The 19,570-nt window shown below is 69.9% G+C and carries 19 protein-coding genes and 2 pseudogenes; 11 read left to right on the top strand and 10 right to left on the bottom strand.

Annotated features, from left to right (window positions below; all coding sequences use genetic code 11):
* Positions 1-468: 468 nt before the first annotated feature.
* Together gshB and ACFWI9_RS10700 are read right to left on the bottom strand one after the other, a co-directional pair.
* Entirely contained in the window at positions 469-1,446 is a 978-nt protein-coding gene (gene gshB, locus ACFWI9_RS10695) for a glutathione synthase (RefSeq protein WP_387160633.1), read from the bottom strand.
* A gap of 285 nt (positions 1,447-1,731) precedes the next feature.
* Positions 1,732-2,814: a glutathione S-transferase N-terminal domain-containing protein gene (locus tag ACFWI9_RS10700; protein ID WP_387160635.1), complete on the bottom strand. Its 1,083-nt coding sequence runs from the start codon at positions 2,812-2,814 to the stop codon at positions 1,732-1,734.
* A gap of 278 nt (positions 2,815-3,092) precedes the next feature.
* Between ACFWI9_RS10700 and ACFWI9_RS10705 the strand changes: the two genes are divergently transcribed.
* The gene (locus ACFWI9_RS10705; RefSeq protein ID WP_387160637.1) at positions 3,093-3,686 is read left to right on the top strand and encodes a TetR/AcrR family transcriptional regulator; all 594 of its coding nucleotides are present in this window, start codon (positions 3,093-3,095) and stop codon (positions 3,684-3,686) included.
* Between the two features lie 193 nt (positions 3,687-3,879).
* Here ACFWI9_RS10705 and ACFWI9_RS10710 read toward each other — a convergent pair whose 3' ends face one another.
* Positions 3,880-4,026, bottom strand: a complete 147-nt coding sequence (locus ACFWI9_RS10710) for a hypothetical protein (protein WP_387160639.1) — start codon at positions 4,024-4,026, stop codon at positions 3,880-3,882.
* 1 nt (position 4,027) lies between these two features.
* Here ACFWI9_RS10710 and ACFWI9_RS10715 point away from each other — a divergent pair, with 1 nt between their 5' ends.
* Together ACFWI9_RS10715 and ACFWI9_RS10720 are read left to right on the top strand one after the other, a co-directional pair.
* Positions 4,028-4,339, top strand: a complete 312-nt coding sequence (locus tag ACFWI9_RS10715) for a DUF6223 family protein (RefSeq protein WP_387160640.1) — start codon at positions 4,028-4,030, stop codon at positions 4,337-4,339.
* Positions 4,340-4,739: 400 nt separating this feature from the next.
* Positions 4,740-5,264, top strand: a complete 525-nt coding sequence (locus ACFWI9_RS10720; protein WP_387160642.1) for a GNAT family N-acetyltransferase — start codon at positions 4,740-4,742, stop codon at positions 5,262-5,264.
* A gap of 106 nt (positions 5,265-5,370) precedes the next feature.
* On the opposite strand, the gene ACFWI9_RS10725 is transcribed toward ACFWI9_RS10720, so the two are convergent.
* Genes ACFWI9_RS10725 through ACFWI9_RS10750 form a run of 6 tightly spaced genes read right to left on the bottom strand, consistent with a single transcriptional unit; the run spans position 5,371 to position 11,725 of the window.
* Positions 5,371-6,711: an aminotransferase class I/II-fold pyridoxal phosphate-dependent enzyme gene (locus tag ACFWI9_RS10725; RefSeq protein ID WP_387160644.1), complete on the bottom strand. Its 1,341-nt coding sequence runs from the start codon at positions 6,709-6,711 to the stop codon at positions 5,371-5,373.
* The gene (locus ACFWI9_RS10730) at positions 6,711-7,910 is read right to left on the bottom strand and encodes an acetylornithine transaminase (RefSeq protein WP_387160711.1); all 1,200 of its coding nucleotides are present in this window, start codon (positions 7,908-7,910) and stop codon (positions 6,711-6,713) included. Before ACFWI9_RS10730 ends, ACFWI9_RS10725 begins: the two co-directional genes overlap by 1 nt.
* A gap of 11 nt (positions 7,911-7,921) precedes the next feature.
* On the bottom strand, positions 7,922-8,839 hold the full coding sequence (gene argB, locus ACFWI9_RS10735) for an acetylglutamate kinase (RefSeq protein WP_387160645.1): 918 nt from the start codon (positions 8,837-8,839) through the stop codon (positions 7,922-7,924).
* An 11-nt stretch (positions 8,840-8,850) separates the two neighbouring features.
* Positions 8,851-10,002: a bifunctional glutamate N-acetyltransferase/amino-acid acetyltransferase ArgJ gene (gene argJ / locus ACFWI9_RS10740; RefSeq protein ID WP_387160647.1), complete on the bottom strand. Its 1,152-nt coding sequence runs from the start codon at positions 10,000-10,002 to the stop codon at positions 8,851-8,853.
* On the bottom strand, positions 9,999-11,045 hold the full coding sequence (argC, locus tag ACFWI9_RS10745) for an N-acetyl-gamma-glutamyl-phosphate reductase (protein ID WP_387160649.1): 1,047 nt from the start codon (positions 11,043-11,045) through the stop codon (positions 9,999-10,001). Before argC ends, argJ begins: the two co-directional genes overlap by 4 nt.
* Positions 11,042-11,725, bottom strand: coding sequence for an isochorismatase family protein (locus tag ACFWI9_RS10750; protein ID WP_387160650.1), 684 nt, complete (start codon positions 11,723-11,725; stop codon positions 11,042-11,044). Before ACFWI9_RS10750 ends, argC begins: the two co-directional genes overlap by 4 nt.
* A 666-nt stretch (positions 11,726-12,391) precedes the next feature.
* Here ACFWI9_RS10750 and ACFWI9_RS10755 point away from each other — a divergent pair.
* The gene (locus tag ACFWI9_RS10755; protein WP_387160651.1) at positions 12,392-12,805 is read left to right on the top strand and encodes an ATP-binding protein; all 414 of its coding nucleotides are present in this window, start codon (positions 12,392-12,394) and stop codon (positions 12,803-12,805) included.
* A gap of 139 nt (positions 12,806-12,944) precedes the next feature.
* Here the strand turns inward: ACFWI9_RS10755 and ACFWI9_RS10760 are convergent.
* Positions 12,945-13,052 (bottom strand): annotated as a pseudogene (locus ACFWI9_RS10760) (SAM-dependent methyltransferase); the annotation flags it as partial.
* Positions 13,053-13,334: 282 nt separating this feature from the next.
* On the opposite strand from ACFWI9_RS10760, the gene ACFWI9_RS10765 reads away from it, so the two are divergent.
* The 7 genes and pseudogenes from ACFWI9_RS10765 to ACFWI9_RS10795 form a co-directional block, all read left to right on the top strand.
* Positions 13,335-13,985, top strand: a complete 651-nt coding sequence (locus ACFWI9_RS10765) for a hypothetical protein (protein ID WP_387160653.1) — start codon at positions 13,335-13,337, stop codon at positions 13,983-13,985.
* Positions 13,986-14,353: 368 nt separating this feature from the next.
* Positions 14,354-14,554: a hypothetical protein gene (locus ACFWI9_RS10770; protein ID WP_387160713.1), complete on the top strand. Its 201-nt coding sequence runs from the start codon at positions 14,354-14,356 to the stop codon at positions 14,552-14,554.
* 510 nt (positions 14,555-15,064) lie between these two features.
* Positions 15,065-15,910, top strand: coding sequence for an alpha/beta fold hydrolase (locus tag ACFWI9_RS10775; protein ID WP_387160655.1), 846 nt, complete (start codon positions 15,065-15,067; stop codon positions 15,908-15,910).
* A 360-nt stretch (positions 15,911-16,270) separates the two neighbouring features.
* On the top strand, positions 16,271-17,569 hold the full coding sequence (gene pcaC, locus ACFWI9_RS10780; protein ID WP_387160656.1) for a 4-carboxymuconolactone decarboxylase: 1,299 nt from the start codon (positions 16,271-16,273) through the stop codon (positions 17,567-17,569).
* A gap of 48 nt (positions 17,570-17,617) precedes the next feature.
* Positions 17,618-18,250: an MBL fold metallo-hydrolase gene (locus ACFWI9_RS10785; protein WP_387160657.1), complete on the top strand. Its 633-nt coding sequence runs from the start codon at positions 17,618-17,620 to the stop codon at positions 18,248-18,250.
* A 72-nt stretch (positions 18,251-18,322) separates the two neighbouring features.
* The gene (locus ACFWI9_RS10790; protein ID WP_387160659.1) at positions 18,323-19,102 is read left to right on the top strand and encodes an exodeoxyribonuclease III; all 780 of its coding nucleotides are present in this window, start codon (positions 18,323-18,325) and stop codon (positions 19,100-19,102) included.
* Positions 19,103-19,160: 58 nt separating this feature from the next.
* Positions 19,161-19,490 (top strand): annotated as a pseudogene (locus tag ACFWI9_RS10795) (DUF6278 family protein); the annotation flags it as partial.
* Positions 19,491-19,570: the final 80 nt, after the last annotated feature.

Here is a 19,570-nt window from a genome sequence, read left to right on the forward strand (position 1 = left end):
CCCTCGGCCCTTGCGGGCCTGGGGAGGCCCCACCCCCTCGGCCCTTGCGGGCCTGGGGAGGCCCCACCCCCTCGGCCCTTGCGGGCGCTGACCGCTGGCCTCGCAGGAGCACCCGTCGTCCGCCCGAGCGCGAAGGCGTTACGTGACCTGCGCCGCAGGCTCGGCAGCGCGCCGGTGAAGGCGCTCCCTGTGATCCTTCTGCGTAGAGAACAGAAACGATCAACCAGGACCACGAGCGTCCCGCGTCCGGGAGCCAGTCCCGCCATGCGCATCACACACCGCGACGAACAGTCAGCGCCCCTGACGAGATGCACCGCTCAAATTCGAAGACCCCACATACGCCGACACCGCACCATGATCAGAAAGCACTCCAACGGCCATCTACAGCTGCCGTGTAAGTGGCGCCGGAAATCAGGCATGGCAAGAAATCGCTCATGTGGTGACACTCGCCGTTTCGGGGTAGTGGATTCAGGGGCAAGTGAAACTTGCCTCGGGATCCAGGGCCGATGACGCCCCTTGTCTCTCCAGCCAGCCGACGACCACGTGGGCCGGGTTCGCACCCGTGAGTCGGGCGAGCTGGCGAATACCGGTAGGGCTGGTCACGTTGACTTCGGTGAGATGTCCGGCGATGACGTCGATGCCCACGAAGAACAGACCGTCTTCGCGTAGCGCGGGTCCGATCTCGTGGATGATGCGGCGATCCCCACTGTCGAGTCTGGCTGGTTGGGCCGTCCCGCCGACGGCGATGTTGGCCCGGAAATCGCCGGCAGCCGGGATGCGGAGTACAGCACCGAGAAATTCCCCGTTGAGTAGCAGGATGCGTTTGTCGCCTTTGGCGACCTCCCGCAGATACCGCTGTACCATCACCGGCCGCCGTCCCCATGCGGTCATGTCCTCGATGAGGCCGTGGATGTTGAGGTCGCCGGGGACGAGAACACGCACGCCGTTCCCGCCGTGTCCGTCGATGGGCTTGAGCACCGCCCCGTCGTGTTCGTCGATGAAATCGGTGATCCGGTCCACAGCGGACGTCACGATCGAAGGAGGCATGAGCTCGGGGAACCGGCAGGCATAAAGCTTCTCGTTGGCTTCTCGAAGCCCTCGGGGATCGTTGACGATGAATGTCGAGCCACGCGCCTGCTCCAAGAGCAGCGTCAGCGTGAGATACTCGCTGTCGAAGGGGGGGTCGGTTCGCACGAGAACCACGTCCATTTCCCCCAGTCCGACATCGGTGGGCGGCCCCAGGGTGATGGGCGGGTGACCGCCTGGCGTAATGGTCGCGGGTCTGACGGTCGCCCGCACCGAGCCCCCGCCGTCAAGCCAGACATCCCCGGCGACGCAGTGATAAACTCGGTGGTTTCGCTCCTGGGCCGCGGCCATCAAGGCGAGTGATGTGTCTTTCTCTTCGATCACCGTCTGGACAGGATCCATGATCACTAGCAGTCGCATGTCAGAGGCTTTTCATCTCGGCGGGTTCGTTCGGCGGTGGTCTGGACACCTCGCACAGCGGTCACAGGTCCGATGAATGGGAACCGACAGGTGCCCATGAATCCCTTCTTCCGGATGGCGACAAGCGGCGACACCCGCGTAATCCCGCCGCCGCCTCGGCTCCGGTGTGCGGCAGCGGGGCAACAGGATGGGGCAACGCGCCGGCGGCATGCATGCAAATTATTCATCTCGCCCCGACTGGGGTTCTGCTGTGATCCGTCTACCTCGACGCATAGTGATCGTCAATCATTCTCCCGCCGGATAGGGCCTGTTGTCCGTCGGCCGCGGCAGCGAGACCGGATCCGGCACGCTGGTCGCCTGATCGATGTGGTCGGCGTAATAGCGCAGGATCCCCGCCCGTTCGAGCACCGCGTCGAGTTCGGGAGTGCGGGCTTCGAGATAGCGGGCCAGCATGATGCCACGGGCTTCGTTGAGGAAGTTCGTCGTCGGGATGTCGGCTTGGGATCCGTTGTCGAACATGACCGTCGCAGTGCCCTTTACGGTTGCTTCCGCTACCCAGGGCAGATAGTGACGACCTGCTTCGGCAAGGACGTCGCTCAGCGTATCCGGCAGGGCGTCGGGTGCGAACCAGTCGCCGAATTCCTGGTCCTCGGGTGCCATCAGGCGGTGCGTGTGCCCCACCACAGCCTCGCCGGCCTCCTCGGTGAGACGGCGACAGTAGGGGTCGTTGGTGAAATGTCCGGCATTGCCTCCGAAGAATGCGAAATCGCAAAGCGCCGGACGGCCGCCCAGCAGGTACCCGTGGTTTTCGAGGTGTGCGGCGAAGACCCGCTGCCATGGCAGGAAGGACTCATCGACCCATGCCCCGATGTTCTGGGGGGTGACGCCCAGCCTGGGCAGGCAGGCCGTCATCGCCTGCGTCACGAAAGCGCGCATGTCGGCGACGGGCGCGACGATTTCCCGGCTCCCTTCCCTGACGATGTCCCAACTGCCGGAGACGGTGTTCTCCTCGTACAGCCAGCGTGTACCAACGGCATGCCGGTAGAACCACTCGTCGGAGAAGTCGTCGAGCAGATGGGAGAGGAACGCGAGCAGCCTGTCCTGCGGCGTTACGGCGGGCTCGGGGTAACGGGTGTCCAGATGAAGGATGATCGAGGTGGAATCCCAGATGATCTCCCCTTCCGGCGTGGTCGCCGTCGGGATGCCGCCGTTCCATCCGAGGGCACGGGCCTCTGTGTTGAGCCCGATACTGGGCTTGAGCCGCCAGGGAAGACTCTTGTAGTCGAGGCAGCCGGTGATCTTACGGGTGAAGTAGGAACAAGAGAGGCCGTGTACCAGAAAATTCCGGCCCGGAGTTCGCGTGGCCATGATGGGGACTCTTCCTGTCGCGGGGTTCTGCGGGTCGCGGAGGGCTGAGAGAGGAGGGGCCCGGCGCGGGGAGGCACCGGGCGATGCGGCGGAAGCCGAAGTGGCGGGTGGTGCTGCCAGCGGCCTGACCCCGACAGGCGGCCTGGCGATCCGCTGGTTTCCTACAGGCCCCTTCATCCTCCCCTCGGTCAGTGGACGATGACGGAAGACCGTAGAATGGTGTGGACGTTCGGTCACAAAAATTGTATCCACGCGCACACAATCAGGCAAGGGGTCTCATGGGCGACAGGGCGCCGTACCGGAAGAAGCACGAGGTGCGCGAGCAGATCCTGGTCGCGGCCGAGGAGCTCTTCGCGCGCCGGTTGCCCTCCGAGGTTTCCATCCGCGACATCGCCGAGCACGCGGGCCTGCAGCATTCGCTTGTCCACCGACACTTCGCCGGCAAGGACCGCCTGATCGAGGAGGTCGTTCGCCGGACCGTCGAACGGTATGCCGCCGTGGTCGCCGAGACGGACGACCCCGCTGAGGGATTCGTACGCGGGATGCGCCACATGGCCGACCACAGGGCCAGCCTCGTCGCGCTGATGGACGTCCTGATGGACCCGGCCGATCCGCGGGCCGAGATCAGCATGTCGCCGGGGTTCGAGATGCACCGCAAACAGTTCAGCGGACCGGAACACACAGGTGACGACCTGCGGCTGCTCATCGTTGCCTTGATGGCGTTCACCTCGGGATGGGCGTTTCTCGAGGGCCAGTGGATGGCGGCCGGCGGGTTCGGCCCGGACGAGCTCGACTCCGTCCGCGCCGGAGTGGCCGGGATCATCACCAGGATCATCGAACGGGAAACCGACGGCGATGGGCGGGCACACTGAAGGCCTCGGAAGACGGGGCTGCCCGGCATCCAGGCGATCCGGCACTCAGCCGATCAGGTGTCCGTGAGGTCCGGGTGAAGTTTCCCGGCCCCACCCCCTCGGCCCTTGCGGGCCTGGAGAGACCCCATGCACCGGACGCCGCTACTTGACGGGCAAACCTTGCCTGACGCGGCACTACTTGCGAAAGTGCTGGTCACAGCCACTCGTTGATGGCCGCGACCGGCACGGTCGCTTCGTAGCGGACGACGAGTTTCTCGTACCGGGTGATCGGCGGTCTCGCGTTCGCCGAACCGGCCGCCGCGGACCCCTCGGTCCAGCCGGTCGCCGCAAGCGTCCACACCGTGAGCGTCGGCCGGGTCGGAGCCTCTCTGTCTGCGCTGGTCGGCCTCCTCGGCTCGGTGGGAGGCGGCCTGGCCCTGGCCCGCACCAGCACGCGGGGACGCGCCATCACCTGGGCCCGGCGGAACGGAGCGGTCACGGCTCTCGCGACGGGTCCGGTTGCCCTGGTCGTCGGCGGGACGGTCGCGGCCACCGCCGATGGCGGTCTCGGCACCGGTAACGGGCTCGGCGGCGCCTACTTCGCCATGCTCCTGGGCCTGATCGCCATCACCCTCGGCTGGCTGGCCCGCTCCCGTTCCCACCGAACCCGCTGATCTCCTCGCGAATCCTCGGCAAGGCCCCCAGATGTACTCGGTGGGCCGCCCCCCGCCCTGGTCAGGGCACCCCTGCCGCCGGGCGAGCAGTGGAGGCAAGGCCTACCAGTCCAGCCGGAATTCCCCCTAGGCCGTTGGCGTTACTGGCTGTTCTGTTGGCCCCCCACGGCCGTACCCGGGGAGCGGCACCCGCCCCGAGGCCCCTCCCGGACGGATCGTCACCGATGTGCCGGCCCAACCTGGTTGCGCGGCGGTCGGCGCAAGCCGGCTTGGCTCATTTGCCTAGGTAAGGCTAGCCTTACTTCGATCGTTCCGCCGAGGCCGCCGCAAGCCGCCTCCTGCGGACTCCGTCCGGCAGATCTCCGCGCCCGCGAACGGTGCGACCCGAGGAAGGAACGCCTTGACCACGGCCACGCTGCCCCCCGCCCCCCTCGCCGTGCTGCCGCCCCGAGCCCCCGCCGCTCGTTGGCACCGCGCCTCCGAGTTCTCGGTACGGCCGGCGCACGAGGGGGACGGCGCCGCGCTCGCCGCCCTCTCCTGGCAGTTCGTCCACACCGGCGCGCTCCGTGAACGCTCCCTGTCCCTCTACCTGTCGAGGGCGTCCGACTTCCTCGTCGCCCAGACCCCCGACGGAACCCTCGAAGGCTGCCTCGGGCTGAGCGAACACCCCACCGCCGGTGTGCTGTACAACTTCTGCGTCGCCGCCCACCGGCAGGGGTCGGGCATGGGCGGCCGCCTGCTGCACGCGGCCTTCGCCAGGGCGCGGAGCCTTTCGCTGCCGAAACTGTTCACCGCCACCACCGGAAGCGGTCGGCTCTTCCTCCGCCACGGCTTCGTCCCGGTCTGCCCAAGTCTGGCTCCGGCCGCCTGGTCGCAGTCCCTGGACCCCGGCCGCAATGCGCGCGTCCTGGCCCGCACCCTGTAGACGGCGAAGGGGCGGGCTCCGTGAGGGATCTGCCCCGAGCCGTACGACGAGGCGAGCCCAACGGCGGTACCCCGTAGGGCTGGTGAGCCGTACGGCTTCCCCCGGGTCAGCCGTAGCGCACCGCACGGCCCGGCCGGACCGCCTCCGCCACCGCCGCGGCCAGTTCCTCCACGTCCCCGGCCGCCAGTTGCGAGACGGCCAGGCGCACCCCGGGCGGAGACTCCACGCGGAACCGGGCCCCGGGGGCTACCGCCCACCCCGCTGCCTGGAGCCTGGCCACCGTCCCGGTTTCGTCGGCAACCGGCACCCACACGTTCAGCCCGCTGCGCCCGCGCGCCGCGACCCCGCGCCGCTCCAGGGCCGCGATCAGGGCCTCCCGGCGCACGCGGTACGAACGTGCCACGGCGGCGGTGTCGAGGGTGCCCTGCTCCCACAGGTCCACGACCGCGTACTGGAGGAGCCCGCTCACCCACCCCGGGCCGAGCTGGTACCGGCCCTGGACCCTGTCCGCGGTCACCCGGTCGGCGGTGAGGAACGCCAGCCGCAGATCGGGCCCGTACGCCTTCGCGGTCGACCGTACGAGCGCCCAGGTGCGGGTGGCGCCCGCGAGCGTGTGCAGCGGCTGCTCCACGATGGCGTGCCCGTGGTCGTCTTCGATCACCAGCACGTTCGGATGGCGTTCCAGCAGGGCACGCAGCTCTGCGGCGCGGTCCGCGCTGACGGTCGCGCCGGTGGGGTTCTGGGCCCGGTCGGTCACGATCAGGGCGCGGGCCCCCTTGTCGAGGGCCGTGGCCACGCTGTACGGGAGCGGCCCGTCGTCGTCGAGGGCCACCGGCAGCACCTTCAAGCCCATCGCGGGCACCAGATCGAGCAGGCTGCCCCACCCCGGATCCTCGACGGCCACCGCGTCGCCGGGCCGCAGGTGCGCGGACAGGACCCGCTCGACGGCGTCGAGCGCGCCGGAGGTCAGGACGATGGGCCCGGCCGGGACCCCGTCCGCGTCGAAGCCGGCCCGGGCCGCGCGCTCCAGCTCCGGCACCACGGCGTCGTCGCCGTACAGCCTCGGCCGGTGCGTGTACCGGCGGGCGGCGGCCGCGAGAGCGTCGGTGAGCGGCGGCAGCAGCGTCGGATCCGGGTTCCCGGTGGCGATGTCCCGGACGCCGGGCGGGAGTTCGGTACGGATCGCCTCGCGGGCAAGGGTGGCGGGCCGGGCCCGCACCCGGCTGCCGCGACGGCCGTCGGTCTCGATGAGCCCGCGCTCGCGCAGGATCCGGTACGCGGCGGCCACCGTATTGGGGTTCACGCCCAGTCGCGAGGCCAGCTCCCGCATGGGCGGGAGCACGGATCCCGGGGGCAGCTCACCGGACGAGACGCCCTGTTCGACGCTGGCCGCGATATCGGACGCCCGGCTACCGGTGATCGCATACTCTCCTGGCACAACGGACATTATGCTCTAGTGCGGGCTGTGCCGCCGTCGCCGTACGAGGCGTCGAGGATCGCGGACATGGCCGCCACCAGGGCATCGACCTGCTCCTCAGGCACCGTCAGGGCGGGAGCCAGCCGTACGACGCCCGGCCCCGCCGCGTTCACCAGGAACCCGGCGTCCTGCGCCGCCCGCTGGATCCGCGCGGCGACCGGCTCGGTGAGGGCGACGCCCAGGAGCAGTCCCGCGCCACGCACCTCCTGGACCAGGGGGTGCCGCAGCGCCTCGACGCCGTGCCTCAGCCGCGCGCCCATCCGGGCGGCGTGGGCGAGCAGCCCCTCCTTCTCGATGGTCTCGAGGACGGCGAGTCCGGCAGCGCACGCGACCGGGTTGCCGCCGAAGGTGGAGCCGTGCTGACCGGGTGTCAGCAGGTCGGCGGCCGCGCCGAAGGCGACCGTGGCGCCGATCGGCAGTCCGCCGCCCAGGCCCTTGGCGAGCGTGATCACGTCCGGCTCCACGCCCTGTTCCGCCTGGTGCGCGAACCAGTGGCCGGTGCGCCCGATCCCGGTCTGCACCTCGTCCAGGACGAGCAGACTGCCCGTGGCCCTGGTGATCTCGCGGGCGGCCCGCAGGTAACCCCCGGGTGCCGGGATGACTCCGGCCTCGCCCTGGACCGGTTCGAGGACGACCGCCGCGGTCCGCTCCGTGACGGCCGCGCGGAGCGCCGCCGCGTCGCCGAAGGGGACGTGCGTCACCTGCGCGGGAAGCGGCCTGAAGGGAGCCTGCTTGGCAGGCTGGCCGGTGAGGGCCAGGGCCCCCATGGTGCGCCCGTGGAACCCGCCCTCGGTCGCGACCAGGTGCGGACGCCCGGTCCGGCGGGCGATCTTGAAGGCCGCTTCGACCGCCTCGGCGCCCGAGTTCGCGAAGAACACCCGGCCCGGCCTGCCCAGCAGGGCCAGCAGCCGTTCCGCCAGAGCGATGGGCGGCTCCGAGACGAACAGGTTCGACACATGGCCGAGCCTGGCGGCCTGCTCCCGCACGGCTGAGACCAGGGCCGGATGGGCGTGCCCGAGAGCGTTGACGGCGATCCCGCCGGTGAAGTCCGTGTACGCGCGGCCGTCCTCGTCCCACACCGTGCTGCCCTGGCCCCTGACGAGCGCCAGCGGGGGCGTGCCGTAGGTGTCCATCATCACCGCGCGCCAACGGTCGGCGAGCGGTGCCATGCTGTCGGCGGTCACGCGCCGTCCTCCCTGCTGCCGAGCCCCTCGGGCCCGGGTTCCTTGTCCGGTACCACCGTCGTGCCGTGACCGTCCTCGGTGAAGACGCCGCGCAGGAGCGCGTGCGGAACCCGGCCGTCGATGACCTGAGCCCTGGCGACGCCCGCCCGTACGGCCCGTAGGCATCCCTCCATCTTGGGGAGCATGCCGCTCGCGAGCTCGGGCAGCAGTGCGTCCAGCTCACCGGCGGTCAGGCGGTCGATCACCTCGGTGCTGTGCGGCCAGTCCGCGTACAGTCCCTCGACGTCGGTCATGACCACCAGCCGGTCCGCCCCGAGGGCCACCGCCAGCGCCGACGCCGCGAGATCGGCGTTGACGTTGTAGACCTGGCCGTCCGCGCCGCGCGCGACGGGTGAGACCACCGGGATGCGGCCCTGCTCCAGCAGTGCGCGTATCGTGGCGGCTTCCACGGCCACGATGTCGCCGACCAGACCGATGTCCACGGGCCGGCCGTCCACCCAGGCCGAGCGTCGCACGGCGGTCATCGTGTGCGCGTCCTCGCCCGACAGGCCCACGGCGAATGGCCCGTGGGCGTTGATGGCCCCGACCAGTTCGCGCTGTACCCGGCCGGTGAGCACCATACGCACGACGTCCATGGTCTCGGGCGTCGTCACCCGCATCCCCGCCTCGAAGCGCACCTCCAGACCGAGCCGGTCGAGCAGTGCGCTGATCTGGGGCCCACCGCCGTGCACGACGACAGGCCGCAGGCCCGCCTGCCAGAGTTCCACCACGTCCTGGGCGAACGTCCGGTGCAGGGACGGGTCCACCATGGCGTTGCCGCCGAACTTGACGACGACCGTCCGGCCCTGGAGCTCCTCCCGCCAGGGCAGGTCCGCAGCGGCCGCCACGGCGAGCGGAGTCTCCGTCTCCGTCATCCCCACTCCGCTCATGAGCTGTACGCGCTGTTCTCGTGGACGTACTCGGCCGTCAGGTCGTTGGTCCAGATGACGGCGGAGGAGTCACCGGCGCGCAGGTCCACGGTGACGGTGATGCGGCGATCCGACAGGTCGACCTTCTCCCGCGCCTCGCCCTCGGCGCCGTCCCGGCACACCCAGACACCGTTGATCGCCACATCCAGGCGGTCCGGGTCGAAGACGGCCGACGTCGTGCCGATCGCGGACAGCACCCGGCCCCAGTTCGGGTCTTCGCCGTGCAACGCGCACTTGAGGAGGTTGTTCCGGGCCACGGAGCGGCCCACCTCGACGGCGTCCGCCTCCGATGCCGCGCCGACGACCGTCACCTCGATCTCCTTGGACGCGCCCTCGGCATCCGCCACCAACTGGCGCGCCAGGTCCTGACACACGGCGTGCACGGCCGCGGTGAGCTCCGCGGGCCCGGGTGTGACGCCCGATGCGCCCGATGCGAGCAGCAGCACGGTGTCGTTGGTGGACATGCAGCCGTCCGAGTCCACCCGGTCGAAGGTGGTGCGCACCGCCTCGCCCAGTGTCGAGTCAAGCAGGGGGGCGCTCACGTCGGCGTCCGTCGTCAGGACGACCAGCATGGTGGCGAGCCCCGGGGCGAGCATGCCCGCGCCCTTCGCCATGCCCCCCACCGTCCATCCCGTTCCGGCGGCCACCGCCGTCTTGTGGACCGAGTCCGTCGTCTTGATCGCGACGGCCGCGTCCTCGCCCCCATCGGATGACAGCCGGTCCGCGGCGGTGGCGATGCCGGCCGTCACCCGGTCCATCGGCAGTCGGACACCGATCAGGCCGGTGGAGCACACCGCGACCTCGTCCGCGGCCACGTCCGCGGCCCGCCCCGTGCGTTCCGCCATCACCTGTGCGTCGTCGTTGCCGCCGGGTCCCGTGCAGGCGTTGGCGCCACCGGAGTTGAGGACTACGGCGGAGAGCCGGCCGTCCGCGAGGGCACGGCGGGACCAGCGCACGGGTGCGGCCTGCACGCGGTTCGAGGTGAAGACACCGGCGGCGGCGCGCGACGGCCCCCGGTTCACGACCAGGGCGAGGTCCGGGTCACCGGACTCCTTGATGCCGGCGGCCACTCCGCTGGCGAGGAACCCGAGGGCGGCGGTCACACTCACGGAGCCACTCCATTCGTGGGCAGGCCCAGCCGTTCGGGCAGGCCGAGGGCGATGTTCATGCTCTGCACCGCGCCACCCGCGGTGCCCTTCGTCAGGTTGTCGATCGCGCTCACGCAGATCAGCCTGCGGGCGTCAGGGTCCACGGCGATCTGCACATGGACGGTGTTCGAACCGAGGACGGCGGCCGTGGAGGGCCACTGGCCGGGCGGCAGCAGCCGCAGGAACGGCTCGTCGGCGTACGCGGCCTCGAACACGGCGCGCACCTCGTCCTCCGACGTGGTCGTGGACGTCCCCGCGGCCGGGCGGAGGCGGGCCGAACAGGTCGCCAGAATGCCCCGGGGCATGGGCGCCAGAGTCGGTGTGAAGGAGACCGTCACGTGCTCGCCCGCCACCCGCGAGAGGTTCTGCGTCAGCTCGGGCGTGTGCCGATGCGCACCGCCGACCCCGTACGGGCTCATGGAGCCCATCACTTCGGCGCCGAGGAGACGCGGCTTGAGCGCCTTGCCGGCGCCCGAGGTCCCACTGGCCGCGACGATCACCGCCTCGGGCTCGACCAGTCCGGCAGCATAGGCGGGGAACAGGGCGAGGGTGACCGCGGTCGGGTAGCAACCCGGTACGGCGATCCGCGTGGCACCCCTCAACTCGTCTCGGGCGCCGGGCAGTTCCGGCAGGCCGTAGGGCCAGGTCCCGGCATGGGCCGAGCCGTAGAACCGCTCCCAGGCGCTCGTGTCGCGCAGCCGGAAGTCCGCGCCGCAGTCGACGATCAGGGCGCCGGGCTCCAACTCCTGTGCGAGTGCGCCGGACTGGCCGTGCGGCAGGGCCAGGAAGACCACGTCGTGGCCCTTCAGAGAAGCCGCGGAGGTCTCCACGAGCTCCCGGTCGGTGAGGGCGGCAAGATGCGGCTGTACGGACGACAGCGGTCGGCCCGCGCTGGTGTGCGCCGTCACCGCTCCGATCTCCACACTGGGGTGCGACGCCAGCAGGCGCAGGATCTCCCCGCCTGCGTAGCCGCTGGCACCGGCCACGGCGACCCGTACGGTCATGATCTTCCGTTTCTCTCGATACGTGCGAAGGTCCGTGGGACCCTGCCGAGCAGCAGGTCGCGCAGCAGGGCCTCGGTCGTGCACACCACGCCGCTGCGCGCCGCCCACCGCAGGGCCATGGCGTGCTCTTCGGCCGTGAAGTCGGCCACGGCGTCGGCGACGACGAAGGGCTGGATGTCGTTCATGAAGGCATCGGCGGCAGTCAGGAGGATGCCGAGGTGGGCGTACAGCCCGCAGACGATCAGCTGGTCGCGACCTTCCGAGCGCAGCAGTCTTCCGAGGTGGCTGCGGAGGAAGGCGTTGTGCCGCACATTGGCGAGCAGGTGCTCGCCCGGGCGGGGGGCGAGGGGCTCGATGATCTCGGCCGCAGCAGGATCGTCGCCGATGCCGGGCCCCCACACATCAGCGACCAGGCCGCGCTGGCCCGGCTGTTGGGCGGCCGGCTCCGCGCTGAAGACGACCGGCATGCCGAGCGTCCCGGCGAGTTCGCGCAGTGCCGCTATGTTGTCGACGAGTTCCACCACCGGGGACCGCCCCGCCGGGAACGGCCCCACGAAGTGGTTCTGCATGTCATGGATCAGCAGGGCTGCGCGATCGGGGTCGATCGACCATGAGGCGCGGGACCGGGGGAGGGCGGAGCGGTCAGGCATGAGATAGGAGCCGATGGCCGGCAGGCCCATGGTGCACCCTCCCCTGATGGCGAGCCGCGCCCGCCTCCTCGATCGAGATTTAGCTTAGCCTAACCTAAGTGGCTATGTTTGGGCGGCCCGGGCCGGGCGCGGGGGCAGTTGGGCGGTGTCCGCCTTCAGGTCCCCGTAGATGCCGGCGGTGCCGGAAGTGCCGCGCCGAGAGGGTCGCGGGCTGTCGGGTTCCCCGGCCTTGGATGGGCCGTGAGGGCTATTGCCGTACTCCGGCACGCCCCTGTCGAGGGCGCGGAGCCCTCCGGGGCTGACGGCGACCCGGCGCGGCGACCCTGGGCCGCTCCTGGACTCCACGGGTCGCTGTGTGCTGGTTGACCTGCGCAAACGAGCCTTGTGTGCCCCAGTCGCACTATTGCGGGGGCGCTGCACCCCGGCGGCAACCTAGATCACGGAAACTTCTTGCATTCGTAATGCAAAGAGTCTGCCATATGTCGATTACATCCCAATTCAGGTGGTTATCGTCCTTATGTCGGATCAGAGGAGGTCGAAAGGCAAGGACGACTCCGACGGGAGACGTCGGCAGCCACACGACAAAGGCCTTCCTCCGGATGAAACGCCCTCTCCAGGGCTCCCTGTCAGACCAACCACAAAGCCTCCCCCCGCGGCCATCCCCAGCTCCACGGCTGCGACCGGATGTGACCTCAAATGTCCAAGCACGAACACGCAGAGCGCTCCTTCACCGCCGACCCTGCGTCCATCGCGGAAGTCCGGAGCTTCGCCGAGCGGACCTTGAAGGCGTGGCACATGACCGCCCAGGCCGACGACGTGCAACTCTGCGTATCAGAGCTCGCCTCCAACGCCGTCAATCACGGCACACGTCCCGGCAGCCCGAGTGCCTTCCGGGTTCGTATGGACGCCAGCGACGCCCGCATCCGCATTGAGATCGAAGACAGCGACCCGCTTACGGCCCCGCGAGTGCGCCAGGCAGCGCACGGAGACACCGGCGGCCGAGGAATGCAGATCGTGGATGCCCTGGCCAGTGCATGGGGATACGAGAACCACGCTCCCGAGGGCAAGGCAGTCTGGTCTGAGTTCCACACCACGCCTGCGTCGACTTGACCCGGTCCTGAAGGACCGGGTTCGGAGGTAGTGCCCGGCTGCCCGCAGCCCGCCCCCGTCGCAGGCCCGACATGATCATCGCCGGTATGGCGTATTCGTCGCGGGCCATCCGGGTGGCCGACCTCAGGTCGGCTTGCGCCGAGACATCGAACGGCACCGCGACCTGACCGAGCGGCAGGAACCGCAGCGGCGGCACGCCCAGCTCGATGACGAATCGGCCGCCGGGCTCCAGATGACGTGCGGCGTTGTCCCGAGCCTCGGCCGTCGGACCTGGGCGAGCACCATCGACCAGAGCACCAGGGCAGCGCTGAGGAAACTCCGCCCGTCCCAGCGCTCCGGCAGGCAGCTCCAGCTGGATTGTCGTACCGAGGCGCTACATTGTGCGCCGCAGTAGAGGCGGCTGACCTCCGTCTACACGGGCGCGAGTCCCGCCGCATCACCCCTTCATGACATGTCATCAAGGAATCACGGGGCCGCCCGGCTGTTGCGGCGCGACCCCGGTCGGAAACGGGAAACAATCAGGAGACGCATGAGAAAGAAAGCGCGGAGAGCGAGCGTTCTCGCTGCCGCCACTGCCATCGCCGCCACGAGCGTGCTCGTGGCCGCCCCGAACGCCAGTGCCGGCACGTCCGAGATCTTGAACGCCGGCTTCGAGGGCGGCAACGCGGCTTGGCACGAGAAGGTGACACCCTTCGCGGGCCACGTCATCAACAACTCCTCCGCATGGCCGGCCCACTCGGGCACCGGGAAGGCGGAGCTGGGCGGTCAGGGCCTGACCGGCATCAGCCGCGTATCACAGCAGGTGACGATCCCGGCGTACCGGGTTCCGGTGCTGTCCTTCTGGCTGCGCAGCGACGTCGCCCGACCCGGATCCGCGAGCAGCTTCGGCTTCCGTCAGCTGATCGTGGAGGCCACGGGGGAGGATGGCACTCCCTATGAGCTGCACGACCGTATGAACAAGGGGGGAACCAACGGGTCGTACGAGAAGGTGACGGTCACGCTTCCCGATGCCTTCTACAGCTCGGCCCCGCAGAAGTTGAACATCAGCTTCATGGCGATCGAGGAGGCGGCGAACCGTATGCCTTTCCTGATCGACGACGTGAGCATGGAGTACCGGTTCAAGGCGATCGATCGCCCCATCGTCATCCCAGGCGGACTCATCCGGCCGGTCGTGCGCTGACGCCCTGCGAAAACGGTGCGGTCCCGGGTTCCACCCCCGTGACCGCACCGCACGGGAACCGGGACAGGCTCCCGGTATGCCGGGACACCTGTCACGCGGCAGCGAACGTTGCCGCCTCGTGCGGTCCCGGGTCTGGTCGTGCCCACAGCGCGGCCTCAAGCGGCTGCCATTCGGACCATGGGCCGGCTCCTTCCGGTGATTGCCGGTCGAGTCGCGAGCGGAGCATGGATGGCAGGGGTACGCGTCTGCGCAGCCGATGCCGTGGATTCGTGAGGAGATCAGCCGTGTACGCAGCCGTCAGACGGTACGAAGGGGTGACGGACCCAGCCGAGGCAGGACGTCTGGTGAATGAGGGGTTCGTGCCGCTCATGAGGCAGATCCCGGGACTCCGGGCCTACTACTGGATCGACGCAGGGGACGGAGTCATGGTCTCGACCAGCGTCTTCGAGAGTGAGACGGGAGCCGAGGAATCGATCAAGAAGGCTGCGGTGTTCGTACGGGACAACCTTGCGTCGCTCCTGCCCAACCCTCCGCAGGTAACGTCCGGCCAGGTCGTCGCCTACGCATAGCAGGGCCGAGCCACACGCCGGAGAGCACGTGTCTGGACGCTCAAGGGTTTCGCCGGGGGTGCGGTGAAGGAGGCGGTCAGTTCCGTGAAGGGCCGTCGGCCGAATTGTTTCTCGGCCTCGGGGTCGATGAACAGCATGTCGCCGCCGCTGTCGAGGAAGCCGCTGCGGCTCGGTGCACGCGGTGTTCAGCAGCGAGCGGTGACCAGGACTGTGAAGGACGGGGCGAGCCCCCCGTTCGCGCTCCCGGGGAGACCGCCGGGCTGAGGAACCGTAACTCCCGGCCCAGGCCCGACAGCGCGCCCAGGACTTGTCGGCCCTCTTCTCGTACAGCTACCGCCAGCTGGCGTCTGTGCCCTCCCCCCTGATCAGAGGGAGAACGCCCGAGGCTCCGGCTCCTGACCCGCCGGCCCCCGGACCAGCCCCTGGATACCAGCCGGCTACCGGCAGAATCTCTGGAAAGCCGCTCAGGCAGCTCACAGACCAAGGTCTCGGGAGACGTACGGTATGAGAGTGGAGCTGCGTCGAGCCGACGGCGGGGTGATCGCGGTCGAGGTGGTGGGGGACCCGGACGCGCCTGCTGTGCTGTTCTGCCACGGGTTGGCCGACTCCCGGCTGGCCGCGTACGACTTCGCGGGCGCGGCTCACGCGCTCGGACTGCGCCTCATCGCCCCGGACCGCCCCGGCATCGGCGGCACCGAGCCCCGTCGCCTGCCGCGGGTCGTGGACTGGGCCGCGGAAGCCACCGTGGTCCTGGACGCGTTGGGCGTCGGCTCGGTGGCGCTGCTCGGCGTCTCGGGCGGCGGAGCGTTCGCGGCAGCATGCGCGTCCGAGCTGGCTGACCGCGTCCGCAGCCTGGTGCTCATCGCACCCCTTGGCCCGCCTGCCTGGCCCACCCGCGGGATGGCGGCCGGGCAGCGAACGTCCTTGCAGATCGCCCGGCACGTTCCGGCCTTCGGTGGCTGGTTCCTGGGCCGTCTGGCCACTCTGGCGCGCCGGGCACCAGGGCTGTTCATTCGCCTGGCGACCAGCGAGATGCCTGCCAGCGACCGGCGTGCCCTCGCCCAGTCCGCCGCGCGCGCGGCCTTCCTCACCAACTACCTGCGAGCGTTCCAGCGCGGCAGCTGGGGAGTCGGGCAGGATCTGCGTGTGCTGACCCGACCCTGGGGTTTCGACCTCGAGTCGATCACGGTGCCCACGTCGATCCACCAGGGGGACGCCGACACCACCGTCCCGCTCCAGCACGCCCGCCGCTTCGCTGCGGCGATACCCGGTGCACGCCTTCACGTCCATCCCGGCCAAGGCCACTTCTCGATCATCACCGCACCCGAGCAAACGCTGGCGATACTCGCCGCATAGCCGGTCGAGATTGCCGGCCGGAGACCACGGCGACGACGCGTCCCGCACCGGAGGCCGTTGAAACGGCGCATGCGACGACGCCCCGCGTCTCAGCCAAGTCCGAGCACTGGCAGACCAGGACCCCGCCATACCCGGACCTACCAGCCCGTCCTCGAAGTGTCTAGCGGTCCAGGGCTACCGGAGTGGGTCGACCGCTGTCAGGCGAACGGCTCCGACATCACCGATCAAGTTCAGTAGCAAGATCAAGGTGGACGCAGAGACCGGCTGCTGGCTGTGGAGCGGTAGCTGCAACGGGAAGGGGCAGCCAGGCGGGTTCACCCGGCCGTGTGAGACTTCGTGATACGTGAGAGGGTCTGACGGGTGAGCGAGACACCACCGAACACCCTGCAATACCGCTCTGACGGGCCAGAAGACGCTCCCGTCCTGGTCCTGGGCCCCTCACTGGGTACCACATGGCACATGTGGGACCGCCAGATACCGGAGCTGTCCGAACGATGGCGGGTCATCCGCTTCGATCTCCCCGGCCACGGCGGCGCCCCGGCCCTCCCCGCCGACTCGGTGACGGAGCTCGCGGACCGCCTGATCGCCGTGCTCGACCTGCTCGGCGTACAGCGCTTCGGGTACGCCGGCTGCTCCATCGGCGCCGCTGTCGGTATCGACCTCGCGCTGCGGCTGCCGCACCGGGTGGCCACACTCGCGGTGATCGCGGCCTCGCCCCGGTTCGGAACGGCCGACGACTTCCGCAGGCGCGGGGTGATCGTCCGCACCAATGGGCTGGAACCTATGGCCCGCAGCGCGCCCGACGGCTGGTTCACTCCCGCGTTCGCCGCCGCGCAGCCCGCGATCGTGGAGTGGGCCGTCCAGATGGTGCGTACCACCGACCCGGGTTGCTACATCGCGGCGTGCGAGGCGCTCGCGGCCTTCGACGTACGCCAGGATCTGGGGCGTATCGGGGTACCCACGCTTGTCCTGGTCGGCTCCGATGACCAGCTCACCGGCCCGGCCGAGGCCCGTACGCTCGTCGCGGGCATCCCGGACGCCCGGCTCGCTCTGGTACCCGGGGCCTCCCACCTCGCGCCCGTGGAGCAGCCGACGGCCGTAACCGATCTCCTGACCCGCCATTTCTCCCTGGCCTGGCAGGACACCTTGGCCGCGATACCCGCGCCGCCCGCGCTACCCGGGCTCTCCGCACGGGGCAACGCGTCCGCGGAGTTCGCCGGTGCCCCTGTCGCGTCCGCCGCCTTCGCCGAGCAGCCGGGGATCGGCCGGGGCACCCGCCCCGACCCGTACGAGGCAGGGCTCAAGGTCCGCAGGGAGGTGCTGGGGGACGCCCATGTGGACCGTGTACTGGAGACCGCGGACGACTTCACCGCCGACTTCCAGGAGCTGGTCACCCGCTACGCCTGGGGCGAGGTCTGGACCCGCGGCGGCCTGGACCGGCGCACCCGGAGCGCCGTCACCCTCACCGCACTGGTCGCGGGCGGCCATCTGGAGGACCTGGTCGTCCATGTCCGCGCCGCACTCCGCAACGGGCTCACCCCTGTGGAGATCCGCGAAGTCCTGGTCCAGGCGGCGGTCTACTGCGGCGTGCCCGCCGCCAACGCGGCCTTCCGCGTGGCTCAGGGGGTGATCCGTGAGGAGACGACCCCGCACACATAGGATGCGCCGCACCGCCGCGAAACAGCCGCCAAGGAGAGGTCACCCCCGGTGAAGCTCACGAAGAAGTCGCACGCATGCATCCGGCTGGAGAAGGGCGGGCGGACGCTCGTCATCGACCCCGGTGCCTTCAGCGAGGCAGACGCGGCCATGGGCGCCGACGCCGTGCTCATCACGCATGAGCACCCCGACCACTTCGACGAGGCACGGCTGCGTGCCGCGCTGGACGCCAACCCGGCCGCCCGGATCTGGACCCTGCGCAGTGTCGCCGAGCAGCTTTCCGCCGCCTTCCCCGGCAGGGTGCACACGGTGGGCAACGGCGACGCGTTCTCCGCCGCGGGCTTCGACATCCAGGTGTACGGCGAGCTGCACGCGGTCATCCACCCCGACCTGCCGCGGGTCACCAATGTCGGATACCTGGTGGATGGTTCGGTCTTCCACCCGGGGGACGCCCTGACGGTGCCCGAACAGTCTGTGGACACGTTGATGCTCCCGGTGATGGCGCCGTGGAGCAAGGTGTCCGAGGTGATCGACTATGTGCGCGAGGTAAGGCCGCGCCAGGCCATCGACGTCCATGACGCGCTGCTGACCGAGCTGGCACGTCCGGTCTACGACACCCACATCGGCAACCTCGGGGGCGCCGAGCACAGCAGGCTCGCGTCGGGGGACTCGACGGAGATCTGATCGGCACGGGCGGTACCGCCCTGTGTCCGGCGAACCACTCGGCTGTCACACCCCGCGGTTACGCTTGCAGACATGCGCATCGCCACGTTCAACGTCAATTCGATCACGGCCCGGTTGCCGCGGCTGCTCGCCTGGCTGGAGAGCAGCGGCACCGATGTGCTGTGCATCCAGGAGACCAAGTGCACCGCCGAGCAGTTCCCCGCCGACGCGCTGAAGGAGCTCGGCTACGAGTCCGCGGTGAACGCCGACGGCCGGTGGAACGGTGTGGCGCTGCTCTCCCGGGTCGGGCTCGACGGCGTCGTCATGGGGCTGCCCGGCGGCCCCTCGTACGGCGGGGCGCAGGAGCCGCGCGCGGTGAGCGCCATCTGCGGGCCGGTCCGCGTCTGGTCCGTGTACGTGCCCAACGGCCGGGAGGTCGCCCATGAGCACTACGTCTACAAGCTGGCCTGGTTGGAGGCGCTGAAGCAGGCAGTCGCCGAGGACGCCGCGGGCGGCCGTCCGTTCGCGGTGCTGGGTGACTACAACATCGCGCCCACCGACGACGACGTGTGGGACCCGTCCTTCTTCGAGGGCATGACCCATGTGACCGAGCCGGAGCGGGCGGCCCTCGCGGGACTGCGGGAGATCGGACTGTCCGATGTGGTGCCGCGTCCGCTCAAGTACACCCATCCGTACACCTACTGGGACTACCGTCAGCTGTGCTTCCCCAAGAACAGGGGTATGCGCATCGACCTGGTGTACGGCAACGAGCCGTTCGCCAAGGCCGTCAAGGACAGCTACGTCGACCGTGAGGAGCGCAAGGGCAAGGGGGCGTCGGACCACGCCCCTGTCGTCGTCGACCTCGATCTCTGAGGTCAGCGTCCCGCGCGCCCTGTGGTGCGCCGTCCATGGGAGTGCAAGGCTGATCCGTATGAAAACCCCTTTCTTGGACAACTGGCGTAAAAAGCATAGTGTCGAGCGGGGCGGACAAACGCCGGCGTCCGCCATCGGGGGCGACCCGGATGGCGTGGCCGCGCTGCTCGCCGAGTGCGAGCTGCTGCGTGTCCGGGCGGGACAGCAGGGGCTCGAACTGGATGACACCCCGCGCTCCTTGGAGGCGCTCGACCAGCTTCCCCCGCGCTGGCGGGACGACCCCGAGGCGCTGCCCTGGGTGGGCAATGACGCCGGGCTGTATCTGGGCACGGTGATCGTCCGTACCGTGCGGGGCGCGACCTGGCATGTCTGGCCCGGTGGGCCGCCGGTGTTGCCGCGGGGCACCGGGGGGGTGGTCTAAGGTGTGGTAGAGGGGCGGGCATGGGGGTCCCGGGGGGCGCCCCCACT

The organism is Streptomyces sp. NPDC127084, from assembly GCF_042724175.1.
In the GTDB taxonomy this organism is placed as follows: Bacteria; Actinomycetota; Actinomycetes; order Streptomycetales; family Streptomycetaceae; genus Streptomyces.

Excerpts from the sequence above, each read along its gene's own strand:
- ACFWI9_RS10705 (WP_387160637.1), top strand. The coding sequence starts at position 3,093 with ATGGGCGACAGGGCGCCGTACCGGAAGAAGCACGAGGTGCGCGAGCAG.
- ACFWI9_RS10770 (WP_387160713.1), top strand. The coding sequence starts at position 14,354 with ATGAGGCAGATCCCGGGACTCCGGGCCTACTACTGGATCGACGCAGGG.
- argC (WP_387160649.1), bottom strand. The coding sequence starts at position 11,045 with ATGACCGTACGGGTCGCCGTGGCCGGTGCCAGCGGCTACGCAGGCGGG.
- ACFWI9_RS10750 (WP_387160650.1), bottom strand. The coding sequence starts at position 11,725 with ATGGGCCTGCCGGCCATCGGCTCCTATCTCATGCCTGACCGCTCCGCC.
- ACFWI9_RS10755 (WP_387160651.1), top strand. The coding sequence starts at position 12,392 with ATGTCCAAGCACGAACACGCAGAGCGCTCCTTCACCGCCGACCCTGCG.
- ACFWI9_RS10730 (WP_387160711.1), bottom strand. The coding sequence starts at position 7,910 with ATGGCACCGCTCGCCGACCGTTGGCGCGCGGTGATGATGGACACCTAC.
- ACFWI9_RS10765 (WP_387160653.1), top strand. The coding sequence starts at position 13,335 with ATGAGAAAGAAAGCGCGGAGAGCGAGCGTTCTCGCTGCCGCCACTGCC.
- ACFWI9_RS10790 (WP_387160659.1), top strand. The coding sequence starts at position 18,323 with ATGCGCATCGCCACGTTCAACGTCAATTCGATCACGGCCCGGTTGCCG.
- ACFWI9_RS10725 (WP_387160644.1), bottom strand. The coding sequence starts at position 6,711 with ATGTCCGTTGTGCCAGGAGAGTATGCGATCACCGGTAGCCGGGCGTCC.
- gshB (WP_387160633.1), bottom strand. The coding sequence starts at position 1,446 with ATGCGACTGCTAGTGATCATGGATCCTGTCCAGACGGTGATCGAAGAG.
- ACFWI9_RS10700 (WP_387160635.1), bottom strand. The coding sequence starts at position 2,814 with ATGGCCACGCGAACTCCGGGCCGGAATTTTCTGGTACACGGCCTCTCT.
- argB (WP_387160645.1), bottom strand. The coding sequence starts at position 8,839 with ATGACGGAGACGGAGACTCCGCTCGCCGTGGCGGCCGCTGCGGACCTG.